Origin of the sequence: Streptomyces sp. NPDC102441, assembly GCF_044765585.1 — a bacterium.
Lineage (GTDB): Bacteria > Actinomycetota > Actinomycetes > Streptomycetales > Streptomycetaceae > Streptomyces.
Map to the genome: position 1 here is coordinate 398,558 of NZ_JBIWKH010000007.1, position 15,889 is coordinate 414,446.

Annotated in this window: 11 protein-coding genes; 3 read left to right on the forward strand and 8 right to left on the reverse strand. The window is 68.7% G+C overall.

Annotation, left to right across the window (positions count from 1 at the left end):
• Positions 1-20: 20 nt before the first annotated feature.
• Positions 21-1,346, forward strand: a complete 1,326-nt coding sequence (locus tag ACIREO_RS18335) for a serine hydrolase domain-containing protein (protein WP_404110875.1) — start codon at positions 21-23, stop codon at positions 1,344-1,346.
• An 82-nt stretch (positions 1,347-1,428) separates the two neighbouring features.
• On the opposite strand, the gene ACIREO_RS18340 is transcribed toward ACIREO_RS18335, so the two are convergent.
• Positions 1,429-2,514 (reverse strand): S1 family peptidase, encoded by a 1,086-nt coding sequence (locus ACIREO_RS18340; protein WP_404110878.1) that lies wholly within the window; start codon positions 2,512-2,514, stop codon positions 1,429-1,431.
• Positions 2,515-2,946: 432 nt separating this feature from the next.
• On the opposite strand from ACIREO_RS18340, the gene ACIREO_RS18345 reads away from it, so the two are divergent.
• Positions 2,947-3,831, forward strand: coding sequence for an alpha/beta fold hydrolase (locus tag ACIREO_RS18345; protein WP_404110880.1), 885 nt, complete (start codon positions 2,947-2,949; stop codon positions 3,829-3,831).
• A 215-nt stretch (positions 3,832-4,046) separates the two neighbouring features.
• Here ACIREO_RS18345 and fxsT read toward each other — a convergent pair whose 3' ends face one another.
• The 5 genes from fxsT to ACIREO_RS18370 all read right to left on the reverse strand — a co-directional run bounded on the left by fxsT (position 4,047) and on the right by ACIREO_RS18370 (position 12,963).
• The gene (fxsT, locus tag ACIREO_RS18350) at positions 4,047-7,979 is read right to left on the reverse strand and encodes an FxSxx-COOH system tetratricopeptide repeat protein (RefSeq protein ID WP_404110883.1); all 3,933 of its coding nucleotides are present in this window, start codon (positions 7,977-7,979) and stop codon (positions 4,047-4,049) included.
• Positions 7,976-9,289: an FxsC protein gene (fsxC, locus tag ACIREO_RS18355; RefSeq protein WP_404110885.1), complete on the reverse strand. Its 1,314-nt coding sequence runs from the start codon at positions 9,287-9,289 to the stop codon at positions 7,976-7,978. The genes fxsT and fsxC overlap by 4 nt, the downstream gene beginning before the upstream one ends.
• A gap of 160 nt (positions 9,290-9,449) precedes the next feature.
• Positions 9,450-11,705: a radical SAM/SPASM protein FxsBH, inactivated beta-hydroxylase extension form gene (gene fxsBH, locus ACIREO_RS18360; protein WP_404110888.1), complete on the reverse strand. Its 2,256-nt coding sequence runs from the start codon at positions 11,703-11,705 to the stop codon at positions 9,450-9,452.
• A gap of 30 nt (positions 11,706-11,735) precedes the next feature.
• Complete coding sequence (fxsA, locus tag ACIREO_RS18365) at positions 11,736-11,903, reverse strand: FxSxx-COOH cyclophane-containing RiPP peptide (protein ID WP_404110890.1); 168 nt, start codon at positions 11,901-11,903, stop codon at positions 11,736-11,738.
• A 418-nt stretch (positions 11,904-12,321) separates the two neighbouring features.
• Positions 12,322-12,963 (reverse strand): hypothetical protein, encoded by a 642-nt coding sequence (locus ACIREO_RS18370; protein ID WP_404110893.1) that lies wholly within the window; start codon positions 12,961-12,963, stop codon positions 12,322-12,324.
• 403 nt (positions 12,964-13,366) lie between these two features.
• Here ACIREO_RS18370 and ACIREO_RS18375 point away from each other — a divergent pair, with 403 nt between their 5' ends.
• Positions 13,367-14,266: a DUF4231 domain-containing protein gene (locus ACIREO_RS18375; protein WP_404110896.1), complete on the forward strand. Its 900-nt coding sequence runs from the start codon at positions 13,367-13,369 to the stop codon at positions 14,264-14,266.
• A gap of 12 nt (positions 14,267-14,278) precedes the next feature.
• Here ACIREO_RS18375 and ACIREO_RS18380 read toward each other — a convergent pair whose 3' ends face one another.
• On the reverse strand, positions 14,279-14,758 hold the full coding sequence (locus tag ACIREO_RS18380) for a hypothetical protein (RefSeq protein ID WP_404110899.1): 480 nt from the start codon (positions 14,756-14,758) through the stop codon (positions 14,279-14,281).
• 184 nt (positions 14,759-14,942) lie between these two features.
• The gene (locus ACIREO_RS18385; protein ID WP_404110902.1) at positions 14,943-15,845 is read right to left on the reverse strand and encodes a S1 family peptidase; all 903 of its coding nucleotides are present in this window, start codon (positions 15,843-15,845) and stop codon (positions 14,943-14,945) included.
• Between the last annotated feature and the right edge of the window lie 44 nt (positions 15,846-15,889).

Here is a 15,889-nt window from a genome sequence, read left to right on the forward strand (position 1 = left end):
TGAGGAGACGGGATCCGCCCATGCGCAACACCCGACCGAACCCTCGCTCCGGGCGCCGCAGAGCGCGCCTGGCCGCTGTCGCATCGGCAGCCCTGCTGTCCCTCGCGGTCGGCGCACTGCCGGCCGCATCCGACGCCCCGCCGCCTGCCACCACCACCGCATCCGCCGCCTCGACGACATCCGGCCTCGACCGGAAAGCGCTGCGCGCCTCCCTCGACGCGTTCCACCAGGCGGGGATGTACGGGGCCTACTCAGCGGTCAGGGACGGATCCGGGCAGTGGCGCGGAGCGGCGGGCGTCGCCGACATCGACAACGGGCGGCCGATGCACCCGGACTACGAGCACCGCATCGGCAGCATCACCAAGACCTTCACCTCGGTGGCCGTCCTCCAGCAGGTGGCCAAGGGCCGAATAGACCTGGACGCCCCGGTCGGCGACTACCTTCCGGAGCTGGTGCCGGGCGAGCGGGGCCGCAAGGTGACGGTGCGGATGCTGCTCAACCACACGAGCGGTATCGCGGACTACATACTGCCCGCCTTCCCCAAGCTGGTGACGGACCCGGGACAGGCCCTGGACGAAGGCCGGTTCCGCCAGATGGTCCCCGAGGAGCTGGCCCGCCTCGGCCTGGCGGCCGAGCCACCGGCGCCGCGTGGCACGCACTCGTACGCGAACACCAACTACATCATCGCCGGACTGCTCCTGAAGAAGGTCACGGGCCAGGACCCGGAGTCGTACATCACCAGGAACGTCATCCGCAAGGCCGGACTGCGGCACACGTACTTCCCGCGCTCCGCCCGCATATCGGGGCCGCACGCCAAGATGTACGAGTCGTTCTACGGAACCATCGACCCGGCGCGCGACTACAGCGTGTACGACATGTCCTGGGCCGGGACGGCCGGTGCGATGGTCTCCACGATGAGCGACCTCAACGACTTCTACCGCCTGCTCCTGGGCGGGAAGCTGCTCGGCGCGGCGGAGCTGCGGGAGATGAAGACGACGGTCCCCGCCTACGAGCCGGCTCCGGGACAGGAGGTGGCGATGCGTTACGGCCTCGGCCTGTACACGCTCAAGATGCCCAGCGGTGGCTGGTACTGGGGCCACGACGGTGGCGTGTTCGGGGCCGGGACCTGGGCGCTGTCGACGGAGGACGGGCGCCGGCAGGCCGCGATCGGCTACAACCTGATGAAGTACGAACGGTTCGGCGAGGACGGCACACCGTTGCCCGACCCGATCGGCGAAGCGCTGTTCGGATACATGGACGGTGCGCTGAGCGGCGCCCCCGCCGAGCGGGCCCCCGGCGTGTCGCCTGTGCCTCAGCGTCTGGTCGCACCTGACCAGCTGCGGTGAGGACGATCTGCGCGAGCGAGCCCGCCCCCTCCTGCAAGGGGGCGGGCTCGCCGGTTCACCGGAACCGGAGGGAGACCGGAGGTCAGCCGATCTCGGCGCCGAACGCGTCCAGCGCCTCGGGCACCGGCTGGAAGAACGTCTCGCCGCCGGCGGAGCAGTCGCCGCTGCCGCCCGAGGTGAGGCCGAGCGCGGTGTCGCCCGCGAAGAGCGCGCCGCCGCTGTCGCCGGGCTCGGCGCAGACCGTGGTCTGGATGAGGCCGTTGACGATGTCGCCGTTGCCGTAGTTGACCGTGGCGTCCAGCGCGGTGACCTCACCGTCGTGGACCTGGGTGGTGGAGCCGCTGCGGGTCACCGTCTGGCCGACGGTCGCGTCGCCCGCCTGGGTGATCGCCTGGGTGGAGCCGTCGTAGAGGTCCACCTCGCTGGGGTGCTCGACGTCGGACGTGTACTTGACCAGGCCGTAGTCGTTGTCCGGGAAGCTGGAGCCCTCGTTGGCGCCGATCTCCGATCCGCCCTGCGCGTCGGACCAGCTGGTGATCGACTCGGTGCAGTGGCCGGCGGTCAGGAAGTACGGCTCGCCGCCCTTGACCACGTTGAAGCCGAGCGAGCAGCGGGCGCCGTCGCCCCAGATGGCGTCGCCGCCGGCGATGAGGGGCTTGAACTCCCCTTCGGACTTCTTGAGTTCGGCCTTGGTGCCGAGCCCGTCGACCACCTTGCTGAGCTTGTCCCAGGCCGCGCCGTCGACCGTACGGTCGGCGGTGACGACCACCTTGTTGCTGACCGGGTCGACGGCCCAGGAGGTGCCCGGGATGGTCGCCTTGTCGGAGAGGGTCTGCCGGGCGTTCGTCAGCTCGGCGAGCGTGTGCTGCACCAGTCTGGCCTTGCCGCCCGCCTGGCGGACCTGCTCGGCCGCGGCCTCGTCGATGACGTTGACGACGAGGTTCTTGGCCTTGGCGTCGTAGTACGCGCCCGCCTTGTCTCCGCCCAGGGCCTTGTCCAGGGTGGCCGCGAGGCTTCCGGCCGAGTGGGCGTTCAGGGTCCGTGCGTCGAACTGGGGTACGTCGTCACTGGCGTTCGCGGTCTGGAGCGTGACTCCTGCCGCGACCACGGCGAGGACGGCCGATCCGGCCAGGGCCACGCGCTTCCTGGATATGCGTCGGTGCTTCAACTTCGACCTCCTGTGGGGCCGTGCACGGACAAGTGGGGTGTCCGGAACACGGAGGATGGGGCGCCCACTATTCCGATGCGACCGATAGCACACAAGGTCGACTTCCGGACGCGCACACGACGCCGACGGTTCACGCGCGCCGTGTTCACAACCCGCGTCGCACCACGTCGGTACCGTTCGTGAACACCCGGTGCGACGGCCGGTCGGCAGCGGGTGAGGACTAGTCCTGTCCTGTTACCGCTCCCGAAGTCCGGATGCCGTGGAGGGCACTCCTGAAGCCGAACACCACCGAATGCCCCCGAACGTCCCGAACACCACCGGCTCGTACCGACAGGGAGTGCCGGTATCGCTTCCGATAGGTCATCATCGAACTGGCAGTACACGCCGGGCACTTGATGCCCGGACCGAGCGGGGTGATGAGCGGAGGGCGTCGTGCGGAGTCGGGTGCGCGTGGCCGACGGACGGCATCTGATGGTCGAGCGACTGGGGGACCCCCGCGGCAGACCGGTGTTCCTCCTGCACGGCATGCCGGGCAGCCGGCTGGGGCCTGCTCCACGCGGGATGGTCCTCTACCAGCGGAACATGCAGCTGATCGCCTACGACCGCCCGGGGTACGGCGGCTCGGACCGGCTACCGGGGCGGCGGGTGATGGACGTCGCCGAGGACGTCCGGGCGATCGCGGACTCCCTCGGCCTGGAACGCTTCGCCGTGGTCGGCCGTTCCGGCGGCGCACCGCACGCTCTGGCCTGCGCCGCGCTGATGCCCGAACGGGTCACCCGTGGTGCCGCTCTGGTCAGCCTGGCTCCCCCGGATGCCGAAGGGCTCGACTGGTTCGACGGGATGGCCGCTTCGAACGTCCTCGCGTACTCCAGGGCGACGGCGGATCCGGACGGGCTGGCGGAATCCTTCATCAGCCGCTCGGCGGAGATCCGGCAGAACCCGGCCCGGCTCCTGGACGACCTGCGCCGGGAGCTGACCGACTCCGACCGCACCGTGGTCAACGACGCCGGGATCCGCACGATGCTGCTCGCCAACTTCCGGGAAGGGCTGCGCACGTCGGCGTACGGCTGGATCGACGACGCGCTCGCGTTCTGCAGGCCGTGGGGGTTCGACCCCGCCGACATCACGTGTCCCGTGATGCTGTGGCACGGCGTGAAGGACGTGTTCTCCCCGGTGGGCCACTCCCGGTGGCTGGCCGAACAGATCCCGGGCGCCACCACCGTACTGGAACCGGCGGCGGCGCATTTCGACGCGCTGTCGGTGCTGCCGGAGGTGCTCAACTGGCTGCTGGACGACCGGGAGGCCGCGCTCCGCTGAGCAGCGGTGGGGCTCCGGGACCGGAGCCCCACCGGATCAGCGGGCCCGGAGGAAACCGGAGGTGGAGGTCCTGCCGATGAAGGTGAGCCGGCGGTCCCGGACACCTCCACGGCAGCCGCCGGGCACACGCCCGCCGACCGGAGGATGAACAGTGCGGGACCCGCCCACGAAGCACCACGCGCCCCGGCTCCGCACCGGGCCGCCCCGCCCTGCCGTCACACCGACATCGGCTCCAGCTCGCGCCAGAACCTCCGCTCGTCCCTCGCTATCCGGGTCAGCGGATGGTCGTCGCCGAGCTGCCGTGCCAGTTCGTCCCCCGTCTCGGCCCGCAGCCTCAGTGCCTCGTCCTTGCGCCCCATCGAGCCCAGTGTGACCGCGAGGTTCGACGTCATGGCCAGCGTCTCCGGGTGATGCGCCCCGAGGACCTCCCGGAGCTGACCGGCGACCCGGCGCTCCGTCTCCAGGACGAGTTCGAGATCCCGCCCGGCCGTCGCGTTGGCCAGGTTCATGACGCAGAACAGTGTGTTCGGGTGCTCGCGCCCGAACACCTCACGCATCGAGGCGACCACCCGCGTCAGCAGTTCCTCCGCCTCCTGCGGCGCGCCCGCCCCCGAGAGGTAGGTACCGAGGTTGTTCTGCGCGGCCAGGGTGTACGGATGGCTCTCCCCCGGCACGTTCATGTACTGGTCCACCACCTCCTGCGCGGTGTCCCGAGCCTCGACGGCCTCCCCCGCGACGAACAGGTCGGCCGCCATGTTGAGATCACAGGCCAGTGACTCCGGGTTGGCCGCGGTGTACTTGGCCCGGTACCTGGCCCGGGTGGCGACCGTCAGCCTCCGGGCGTCCTCCAGCTGCCCCGCCCTGCGCAGCGAGACCGCCAGACTCTTGGCCGCGCTGAGCGTGGTGGGGTAGGTCCGGCCGAGGGTGGCCTTGAGACTGCCGTACGTACGGCTGAGCAATCCGACGGAGTCCTCGTACCGTCCGACCTCTCGCAGGTCACGCGCCAGGTTCAGTGCGGAGGAGAGGCTGTGCGGATGCTCCTGGCCCAGTACCTCGGACCGCAGGTCGTAGCAGTCCTGATCGATTTCCCGTGCTCTGGCGTACTGCCCGACGCTCCGCAGGTTCAGGGCGAGATTATTGGCCGCGGCCAGCGTCCGGGCGTGCCTCTCGTGGAAGATCTGGTTGAAGCCGTCATGGGCTTCTGTCGCCAGCTCGATCGCCCGCCCGTAGTCCCCCAGAAGGCCCAGGTCGATGGCGAGGCTGCTGGTGGTCATGTACGTGTGCGGATGTTCCGGCCCCAGCACTTCCCGCTGCAGGCGCAGGGTGAACTCGTCGAGTTCCTTGGCCTCCACGTACCGCCCACGGGTGCGAAGGATGTTGGAGAGGTGGAAGCAGAGGTACAGGTACTGTATGTCCCGCTCTCCCAGCATTCCCAGCCAGACCTCGCGCAGTTCCTCTCCCAGAGTTCCCGCGGTCCTCACATCACCGCGCTTCCAGAGATAGCGCACCCGGTCGATCAGCAGCCTGCGGGTCTCATGGTCACGGCAGTTGCGTGCGTCGGACGGGCCCAGGTGGGGCCAGATCACGGCGAAGCGGGGCCAGGTCTCCGGGTTGTCGATCGGCTCGGTGTCGTCGGGACGGGCGCCCGCCAGGATGCGGTGGACGACATGCCTGGCCTCTGTCTGCTCCTCCTCGCTGAGCTGCGCCCTGATCACCGCCTGCACCAGGCGGTGCACCTGGATGGAGTTGGACACCTGGTCGACCTTGGCGAGGGCGAAACGGCCGATCTCACGGATGACCCGGCCCAGCACCAGCTTCTCCTGGAGCGAGGCGTCGTACGGCTTCAGTGCCTCGATCATCTCCTTGCTGTAGAGGAGATTCGCGGAGATCGGCTCGGGTGCGAAGAACGCGCAGAGCTGGAGCAGTCGCACCGCGGCCGGCGAGCGCTCCTTGAGCCGTTCGATGGAGATGTTCCACGTTGCCGCCACGGGCTGCGGATACCCGGCCGGCTGGTTCAGGGCCAGGACCTCGGGTGCCTGTCGGGCCAGCTGATCCAGGTAGGTGTCGATGGGGGTCGCGGTCTCCGCGATCCAGGCCGCCGCTTGTTCGACCGCGAGCGGCAGGTCACCGACGGCAGTGGCCACCTGGGCCGCATCCTTCACACTGAGCCCGGGGGCCCTGCGCTGCAGGTGCTCGATCGACTCCTCCCGCAGGAAGACGTCGACCGGCAACGCGTCGCCGTGCTGGGACCATGCCTGGTTCCGGGAAGTGACGAGGATGTGGCCGGAGCCGCCCTGCGGGAAGTAACGCCTGAGCCGTTCCGGGTCGTCGGCGTTGTCGAAGACGAGCAGCCAGCGGTCCGACGGCACGCCACGACGCAACAGATCGACCGCCTCCTGAGAGGCCGCAGCCATGTCGTCGCCGCCCTGGGCGCCGAGTCGCACGGCCAGTTCCGCGAGTCCCGCGATCACGTCGTCCGTCTGTTCGGACGATATCCACCACACCAGGTCGTAGTCCGCCATGAAACGGTGCACGTACTCCAGGGCGACCTGGGTCTTACCCACACCGCCGAGGCCGTACAGAGTCTGCGGCTGCGGCAGCACGACGGCCATGCCTCCGCCGAGCTGGTCACGCATCCGTTCCAGGACCAGGGAACGGCCTGTGAAACCGGGGTTGCGGGGCGGTGCGTTCCAGATCCGAGGCACGGTGCCGGGGAATCGGGGGCCGGGCGACGCCCCGTCGCCGGCCTGCGTCGGCCGGTCCAGGGCGCGCATCAACGCGGCCGTGGCGTGGACCTCGTCAAGCCTGAACAGGTCCACCGGGTTGCGGTCGATGTACGGCGCGGAGAGCCGGACATCGCTGATCCTGAGCGGCAGCACCTGACGCCGCCCGCCACCGGGATCCTCGGAGACCGCACGCTCCCAGAGGTCCACGGCCCGCTGGGACTTGAGATAGGCGCTGGAGAGGAGGACGACCGTACGGGCCGCCGTCTCGCCCGCAGCAGGCAGGGGGTCCAGGTTGGCCGGGTCGGCGGAGACATCGCGTGGGACCACCCGGAACCCCGCCCGCGTGAGAACCGACTCGATCCAGTCCGCCCACATCCGGTTCTCCGCCACATAGCTGAGCAGAAGATCAGCGGGCAGTGCGGGCCTGCGCCGCGTGAACGCGTCGCGGATGCGCAGCCGCGCCTCTTCGCCCACGGGCGGCATCGCGGTGACCTCTTGCTGGGTGACGACCGCGGTGAGCCGTTCGAAGGCCGACAGCAGTGAATTGCTGAGCCCGGCTTCGTCGCCGAAGGTGGAGAGGGTCTCCTCGTACGCGTAGTAGGGGCGGTAGGGGATCTCCACCGCGCCCCAGTACGCGGTGAGTTCATCACCGGAGAGGTCTCGGGGCAACCGGTCGAACTTCAGCCGGGCCAGCGCCCGCCCGGCATCGGCCTTCTCCTTCTCGCCCTCGTCGATCCGCATGGGGACGGGGAAGATGGAGATGGGCCGGCCGGTGTAGCGCTCCGCGATCTGCCGGGCGACCGAGGCTGCGCCGTCGATGGACTGGTCGCTGAGGGTGAAGCAGTCGACGAGCACGTCCGGGAGATGGACGGTGCAGATGTCCGCGATGTCGCTGAGGCCCGTACGGCTGTCGATGAGGACGTAGTCGTAGTTGGCCTTCATGTCGTCCCGCAGGGCGTCGAAGAAGTGGCCGCCGCCGAGACGGTCGTAGAAGTTGTCCCAGTCGAAGGTGGAGACGGTCGCGGAGTACTCACGGTTCTGCCGTCCGGCGGACACGAAATCGAGGGTCCCGCCCCTCGGGAACTCCCAGCCGAGCGCCTCAGGGGTGAGTGAGACCGCATGCGGCTGGATGCGGGCGTAGTCCCGGTGCCAGTCGTCGGCCCGCTGGGCGGGGTTGGTCGCGGCCCAGGCGAACTCGGTGATCAGGTCGATCACGCCGGTGGTGGCCCCGAGAGTCGACGGGTCGAGGAAGGGGTGGAAGAACCGGTGGAGTCCGGGTGCTTCCAGGTCCCAGTCGACGGCCAGCACCCGTTTACCGTTGGCGGCCAGGATCCATGCGGTGTTGGCCAGGGCCATCGTGCGCCCTGTGCCACCCTTGTACGAGTAGAAAGTGACGACGCGCCCGTCACGACCGGCTGTCATACGTCCTCCGCATCCGTCGCAGGGTCGTGCATGTCGGGTATGAACTGGGTGTTTCCCATCGGCCCCATCAGCCGCGTCCGTTCACTGTGCCGTCCACCGGCCGGTGGATAGACCGTGGCATGCCTCAGATACTGCTGGGCGGCCACCTCGACCACTTGGGGCAGGATCTGGCCGAACGCTTCCATGCTGGGTACCCCCTTGGCCGCGACACGGCAGAAGGCCCGCCCCTGCCGCATCTTGACCGGCATCGTCTGCTCGAGTTTCTCGGCCAGTTCGGCCTCGGCCGCCCTGCTCTGGTGGTCTCCCCTGCACCACGGCACGACCATGGTCACCCAGGGCCGGTTCTCCGCGTCGAATGCGGCGAGCCGACGTCTCAGGTCCTCGTCCTGCAGAGCCCAGCGGTCGACCAGGAGGATTTCGGGCGTGTTGGGCGGCTGCTTCCCCTGGCGCTGTCCGGGTTCCTCGTCGAACGACGCGATGAGAGGCTGGTAGTTGAGAGAGCGCACCAGTTCTTCGGCCACATAGGCCAGTGGTCTGGCGGAAGCCGGATGGTAGGGGTTCCACTCGTGCGGATTGTCACCGTAGTACTCCGGATTCCGGCCTTCCGGCAGGTCGTGGCGAGTGGGCGCGACAATGGTGATCCGCATGGGCCTCGGCGCACCCGCGCCACTGCCCGGTGCGCCGAAGGCGCTGGGGATGAGACGGAAATCGAGTGGTCTGCCCGAGCCGAGCCGTACGGTGTCGGCGACGTCGACGATGCGCTTGGCCAAGTGGTAGACGGCCTGCTCGTAATCCTGGGCGAACAACGTCAGTTTGATCAGCCCGTAGAGTCCGTCACTGACGTATCTTTCCCCGAAATCGCGGTGGTTGAACTGCAACCGCTCGGCTGGGCCCGGTAGTTGACTCGGCGGCACGGGCACCCAGAGCGCCGGCACGATCGCCTCGGCCGGCTGATTCGACCGGGCCCGGTGATGGATGGCGCGTTGTTCGAAGGCGTACCACTCCCTGCCGCACATCTCGCTGGCGAAGTAACGCGGCGAGAACAGCGGGACGAAGACCCGGCAGTTGGCGAGCACACTGCCCAGCCGCTCGGACCAGCCCTCACCGGAGCGTATCTCCCGGTCCATGAAGCCCGCCGGCGCACCGGCGGGCAGGTTGGTCATGGCCATCACATGACCGCAGAGATCCTGGAAAAGCCGCTCGACCCACATATCCGGGTCCGATCCACCACCGTACCCCGGTGTGTGCGCGTAGCTCAGAAAGAAGTACGGCCGATGGTCCGCCGCTCGCTGCTGCGTCGATGCGTGCACACGACCCCCGTCCTGTGTGGCACTCGCATCGAGAGATTGGAAAGTAAGGATGCGAGCGAATTCATCATCACGGAGCGGACCGCACTCCACCCCCTTGCAGTTCAGTCATTCACCGTTACTTTCCAGTCATCCATCCTCCCCCAGACCAACCTCCTCATGATCAGAAAGCACCTTGCGGCTGTTTTTCCTCAGATGTTCCGTGCGCGCAGCCGGCGAGCTCTTTTTGGAGGCCGGCCAGCACTCGCGTTCCATCGATAGTCAGTTCGGGGGCAGATTCGAGCGTGCGGAGCGCATTCCGGACACCTTCCAGATCCTGTGGCCTGAAAAGTTCCGTCCCCACCCGTTCAAAAGTCTCTGCAAGCAACTGGGAGAACGGGACGGATTCCTGGCTCCAGGGTGCCCGGTGTTCCCATTCCCCGTCCGCGGCGTAAAGATCCGTGACACCGACGAGCGCCCGGAACTTCGTACGCCTGAATCCGCGCAGCAGGGAGAGCGCGTGCTCTTCGTCGTCACCGTCGACGCCGAGACCCAGCGCCCCGTAGCCGTGCTCTCCGGCTCGGGTGGGCCCTGCGCCGAGAGGAGTCAGGACCACCATGGCCCTCGCCGCCTCGGTCGCCTGGTCAGGGACCCTTTCCCGCAGCAGCTCCCACGCCGCGTCCAGGCGTACGCCCCACTGTTCGGCCTGCTGCGGAGTGAGTCGCGAAGCCACGGGGGCACCGAAGCAGTCGCGGTACGGGTCCAGATCGTCGAGCACGAAATCGGGCCCTCCGACGCGGCGCAGCGGAGTCCAGTAGGGGCCCTCGTCCGTCACGGTCTCGATGACGCGTGTCGCTCCACCCGGACCTTCCCCGCGGACCAGGATCCCTTCCCCTGACGCTCGCACCAGGGCTCTCCCCTGTTCCCCCGGTTCACCGATCCGCACTTCTCCCAGAGTCGGAAGGAAGAGCCTGCCGTCGTCGAACCGCACGGGAACCGTGAGCTCGAGTCGCGCGCGGATGGCGGCAGCTGCCACGGATGCGGCCAGGCGCCCGGCCGCCCGGTCCCCGTGGGCCTGGTCGTCCGGCCCCCCTTGGGCTCGGAGGAGCCAGGTACGGGCGTAGGGGTGGCCGAGCACCTCGTCCAGAGCGGTGGCCCCCTGCTCGGTCCGCTCCGCTTCCGCCGCCAGTTCCCACGCCTCGTCCCAGTACGCATGGCCGCGTGCGCCGAGCCTGGTGTGAAGGGCGGCGAGGATCGTGCGGTTCAGGTCCTGTCCCGCCGCCACGAGTTCGGCCGGCTCCGTGACCGCCGGAGAACCGATGGAGGCAGCGGCACGCTCCTCGATGGCTCGCACCAGCGTCTCCAGGTCCCCGCAGTACACGGACGGGTTGTCGAACCCGTTGGAGGAGCGGTAGCGGTGCGTGTAGAGGCCACCACCGCACGAGCGTACGACGGGGCACGCCCGGCACTTCTCGCTGACGCCCGCCAGGCCGAGCTGCCGTGCCCGCACCCCTGGGTGGGCGGCAACCTCGTCGAAGGAGTGCGAGAACACGTCGAACCCGGTGGCCGCCGCCCCCTCATAGGCGCTCTTGAGCGAGTCGACCTGCTCCAGCTGCCCGTCCGTCTCGATGACCACCAGGTCCGTCGGGGCGAGCCCGAGCGATTCGGTGAGGCTCGGGCCGCCGCTCAGAGTCGAGAGGACCGAGGAGAAGAGCCGCACCGGCAGTTTCCGCCCCTGTTCCGCCCAGCGGTCGAAGACCGCGAGGATCCAGTCGGCGTAGGCGGTGGGCGAGCCGCCGGGCCGCAACGGGGGCTCGTCCCACGTGGCGTGCGGCAGGAGGAAATCCACCTGCGGGGGGTCGAGCTCGACGAGTGCGTCGTACACAGCGACCGGATCATTCCGGATGTCGATGGTGCACAGCAGCCCTAGGTCCAGGTGCCGGTAGCGGTCCTGGCGAAGTAGCTCCACGGCTCTGAGGACCAGGGGATGGCTCGTCCGGCCGTTGGCGAAGAGGCGGTGCCGGTCGTTCGCCGCACGGTCGCCGTCGAGCGAGATACCGACCTTGACGTCGAACTCGTCGAAGAGGTCGAGATAGCGGGGGCTGAGCTGGACACCGTTCGTATGGATCCTGAGGTCCAGCTCAGCGGTACCGTCCAACGCCGAGGTGAGCTCCTCGCAGACGCGGCGCAGTCGCGCAGGGCCGGCCAGGAGCGGCTCGCCTCCATGCAGGATCACTGACATCGAATCGAGTGCATGCTCCGAGGCATGCTCGGCCAATCGTCGAGCCGTCCATGAAATCGCCTCGTCAGAGATGGACTTAGGGCGGGTGCGCCAACTCTGATCTGCGTGTTCATAGATATAGCAATGGTCACACGCGAGATCGCACCTGCTGTGCACTTTGAGCACGACCTCGCGAAAGGGGACCAGGGGTCCTGTCATTCCCCCAGTCTAGCCACCTCAGCACTCGACTCAGAGTGCTGAGCTGAAGGTCGAGGTCTGTGTGGGACGACTCATGGAGGTGGTGAGTACCCGCCCGATCTTCCTGGACGCGTCGGCGCCACTGGCGTCGATCTTGGCGAGCGGCACACGGCTCTTCTTCGCAATGGCGAAGGAGGGGGAGCTTGCGTAGGTCTTCACGGCCGTCCTTGATGGATTGTTTCTGGACACTGGATCGACACTGGATCACAGCCGGGCCTGCATATTCACAGTGTCCGGCGGCATGACTTTACTCTGCCCACGCCCCTTCGCAAACGCCGGCGTGAGAGGGAAACCTGTGTTTACGCCGAATTACGGAGACGGAAATCATTGTGACCATTGACCCGCCCGGGTGAGGGAAGAACAGCCGAGACGGGAACCATCGAACGGCCGCCCCCGCGGGCCTCTCCGCTCACCTCACGGTTCTGGTCGCGAACCGAGCCGGCCGGCATCCACACACCCACTGCCGCACCGCCACTCGCGGGGCGCCTGGACGGCCGTGGGCGAGGACAGGACGACGCACGGGGACAGCATCCCCTCATGCGCGCGTTGTTCACCCGTTCGGCGGCCGACACGGGTGTCAGTCGAGCGGCGCGTGCGTGTTGGCCCGCGCTCCCTTCATGCAGTCGCCGGTGCGCTCGTGGCTGTCACCCACGACGTCGGTCACCCGCATACGCACATAGAGCGCGTCGACGCGCTCGACGAACTTCTTCGAGAAGGCACCCACCAGCAGCGTTTCGTAGCTACTGGTGCCCACGAGAGGAAAGCCCGGTCCCAGTTCGACGAGCTGGAAGTCCTCGGCGACCACGAGCCCCGCCCCGGCGAGCTCGGTCACCGCCACCGAGATGTCCGTCCACCGAGAGGCTGCGCGACCGTCCCTGCCCGCAAGGACGACCCGGCAGTCGTAGGACTCCAGGGTCGCGATGTGCTGCCCTCCGTTCAGTACGCCCACGGTCCACGCCTGGGAGTTCCCACGAAGGTGGCCCTTGGTCCACGACCCCCGCCACCCCAGATAGGGCCGCACCGTGCGGGCGTACTGTGCGCGGGCGAGGACGGCACCGACGGCGACAGCCAGGAGGCTGCCGAGCGCCTCCATGTCGAGCACTTCCAGGCGCCAGGGCCAGTGATCCTGCGCGTCGGGCGCGATGTTGCCGCGGATCGTCTCCCGGACAAGGACGAGCGTCAGCAGCCCGAGCATCACCAGAGGTGCGGTGAACAGCAACGCGCTTCTACGGACTCTGTGTTGAAGCTGGGAGGACGGACCAACGTCTCCGGGACCTGCATCCATGCACCCTCCCCCGAGCCGAGGAGAGGCCTTCCCGATCTCTCACTGCACCAACTTCCCCTTGATACCGCGGTGTTGTGTGACCTTTCCACAGAAGCGTCCGATCGCACGAGAGCGCCTTTTCGGCCCCGGCGGACATCGAAGCCCCCGGAGGCGCCATTGCCGTACGAGCAGTCGCGACCTACTCTCATGGCCCCGGGCAGGCCTTCGCACGCGCTTCCGGACCCCCGGGCACACGCATGGGCCGACCACGTACGGCTGCGCCTGGATCCTGGACCGATGTCGCGTTCCACAACTGCACACGGGGGTGAACATGGCGATTCCAGGACCACTGCAGAGCATGGTCTTCAGGAGCGCTGATCTGCCCGCACTCTTCCACCACACCGACGCCGTGGCCATCGCCCGCCGGCGTGAGGCGGTGAACACCACCCGCGGCCAGCTCGTCCTGCTCGTCCTGGGCACCGTGCCCGCCGCCCTGCCCTGGCACGCCGAGGTCGGCTCGCGGGTCCAACTCTTCGATGGTATCGCCGTGTTGGCGTATCTCGGTGTCCTGATCACGACCTACCTCGGCTCGCGGCGCAAAGCAAAGTCGCACTGGCAACTCAACCGTTCCGCGGCCGAGTTCATCAAGTCCAACTGCTGGCGCTACGCGGTCCACGGCTCCCCCTTCGACTCGGCAGTCCAGCACCCCGAAGCGGTGTTCGCCAACCGGCTCGAAGAAGGGCTCCAGGAGTTGCGGAAGGTGGGGTGGAACGACCCGAGGGAGGAGATGGCGGACTCGGGCGGCGGGCTCATCACCTCGTCCATGCGTGAGCTGCGCGAGAAGGCGTTCACCGTACGCAAGGAGACGTACATCCGGGACCGCCTGATCGAGCAGCGGCGCTGGTACCGCAGGCGCAGGCTGGTCTCACGGCGCGGTGCGCTCGTCTGGTCGAGCACCGTCGCCGCGCTGACGCTCCCGGCGCTGGTCCTCGCCGTGCTGCAGAGCTTCGGGAGCGCCGGGTCGTTCGCGCTCACCGGGACGTTCTCCGCGGCGGCTGCCGCCTGCCTCGCCTGGAACGAGATGCGGCGTCATCATCCGCTGGTGACCGCGCACTCCCTGGTCGAGGACGACCTGGAGAACATGCAGGCCGCGATGGAGACCACCCTCACCGAACGCCAGTGGGCGGCCGCCGTCTTCGAGACCGAGCGGATCGTCTCTCCCGAGCACACGGACTGGCTGGTCAGGCACCGGATGTGAGGGCACGTGGGTTCAGCCGCGCTCCACCCCGTCGCGCCAGATGACGGTGACCGGGCGTCCGAGGCTGCGGGCGTACGCCACGATGTCGCCGGTGCCTCCGAGGCCCCGTGCCGGCAGGCCGTCCCAGACCGCGATCAGCCGGTCGCAGTGGTCGGCGATGTAGGCGCCCGCGGCGTAGTAGGCCTCGTCGGTGGAGTGCGGGAAGTCCAGCCGGATCTCGCGGGCGGCCCGGGTCTTGAGCGTCAGATAGCGCGCCAGGTCCGCCTCGTCGGCGAAGCCGTCCTCGTAGTCCCCGCTGGGGATGACGACGGTCAGCTCCGCGCCCTGGGCCAGTGCGAGGTCGGCGAAGAGCTGGTCGGCCCCGACCGCCAGGCTGGAGAGCGCCTCCAGGGCACCCTCGTGTCCGCACAGCGCAGCCCTCAGCCCTGCCAGCACATGCGCCTGGACCTCTTGGGGGATGGAACGGTGACCGGTCACTCCGATGCGTTTCACGGACCTGGAACCCCCTGGTGTCTGCGGGGGCTCCCGGAAGGCATCCCTCCGGACCGCACAGCGTCCGCCCCCGTGGTGCCCCTGCGACCGACCGTCCTGACATCCTCTCAAATGCCGTGGGCGGAACGGGAGCCCCCGCCGGGATCGGCGGGGGCTCACGGGAGTGCGGCGGTGCCCGGCCGGGTCAGAACACGCTGACGCCGTACGCGCTGAGTGCTTCGGTGACCGGCTGGAAGAAGGTCGTCCCGCCGGAGGTGCAGTCGCCGCTGCCGCCGGAGGTGAGACCGATCGCCCGGGTGCCCGAGTAGAGGGGGCCGCCGGAGTCGCCGGGTTCGGCGCACACGTTGGTGCGGATCATGCCGGAGACGATGTCACCGCTGCCGTAGTTGACCGTGGCGTTGAGGCCGGTGACGGAGCCGCTGTGGATGCCGGTGGTGGAGCCCCGACGGGTGACGGACATGCCGACGGTGGCGTTGGCCGCGCTGGTGATGTCCTGGCTGCCGACCGTGCCGGACTTGGTCACCGAGGAGTTGGTGTAGCGCACGATGCCGTAGTCGTTGGTCGGGAAGCTGGATCCCGAGGTGGTGCCGAGGACCGTGGTGTGGGCGGAGTCGGACCACCAGGTGCCGGCGCCGTCGGTGCAGTGTCCGGCCGTCAGGAAGTAGTAGGTGCTGCCGCTGCGGACGTTGAAGCCGAGGGAGCAGCGCCAACTGGAGGCGTAGACGGCGTCACCTCCCGAGATCAGCTTGCTGAACTTTCCGGGGGTGTGCTCGATGCGCAGGGCGCCCGCGTTGGCGCCGGCGGACTCCTTGATGCTGTCGATCTCCGCCTGCGAGACGGTGCTGTCCACGGTGACGACGAGCCGTCCGGTCGCCGGGTCGACGTTCCAGGCGGTGCCGGGGACGTCGGCGTCGAGCACGGCTTCTCCCGCCGCGCTGAGCTGGTCGGCGCCGTAGGTCCCGGCCTGGTCGGCGTTGGCGGCCGGGACGGCCAGGGCTGCGACGGCGACAAGGCCCGCGGAGACGGCCGTGATCCGGCTGCGTCTCGCCCTGTTGCCGCTGCGGGGGTTGGTGCGCTTGATCCTCACTTGTCATTCCTCCCGAGGGGAATCGGGGGCCCGCCTGTGGGGTG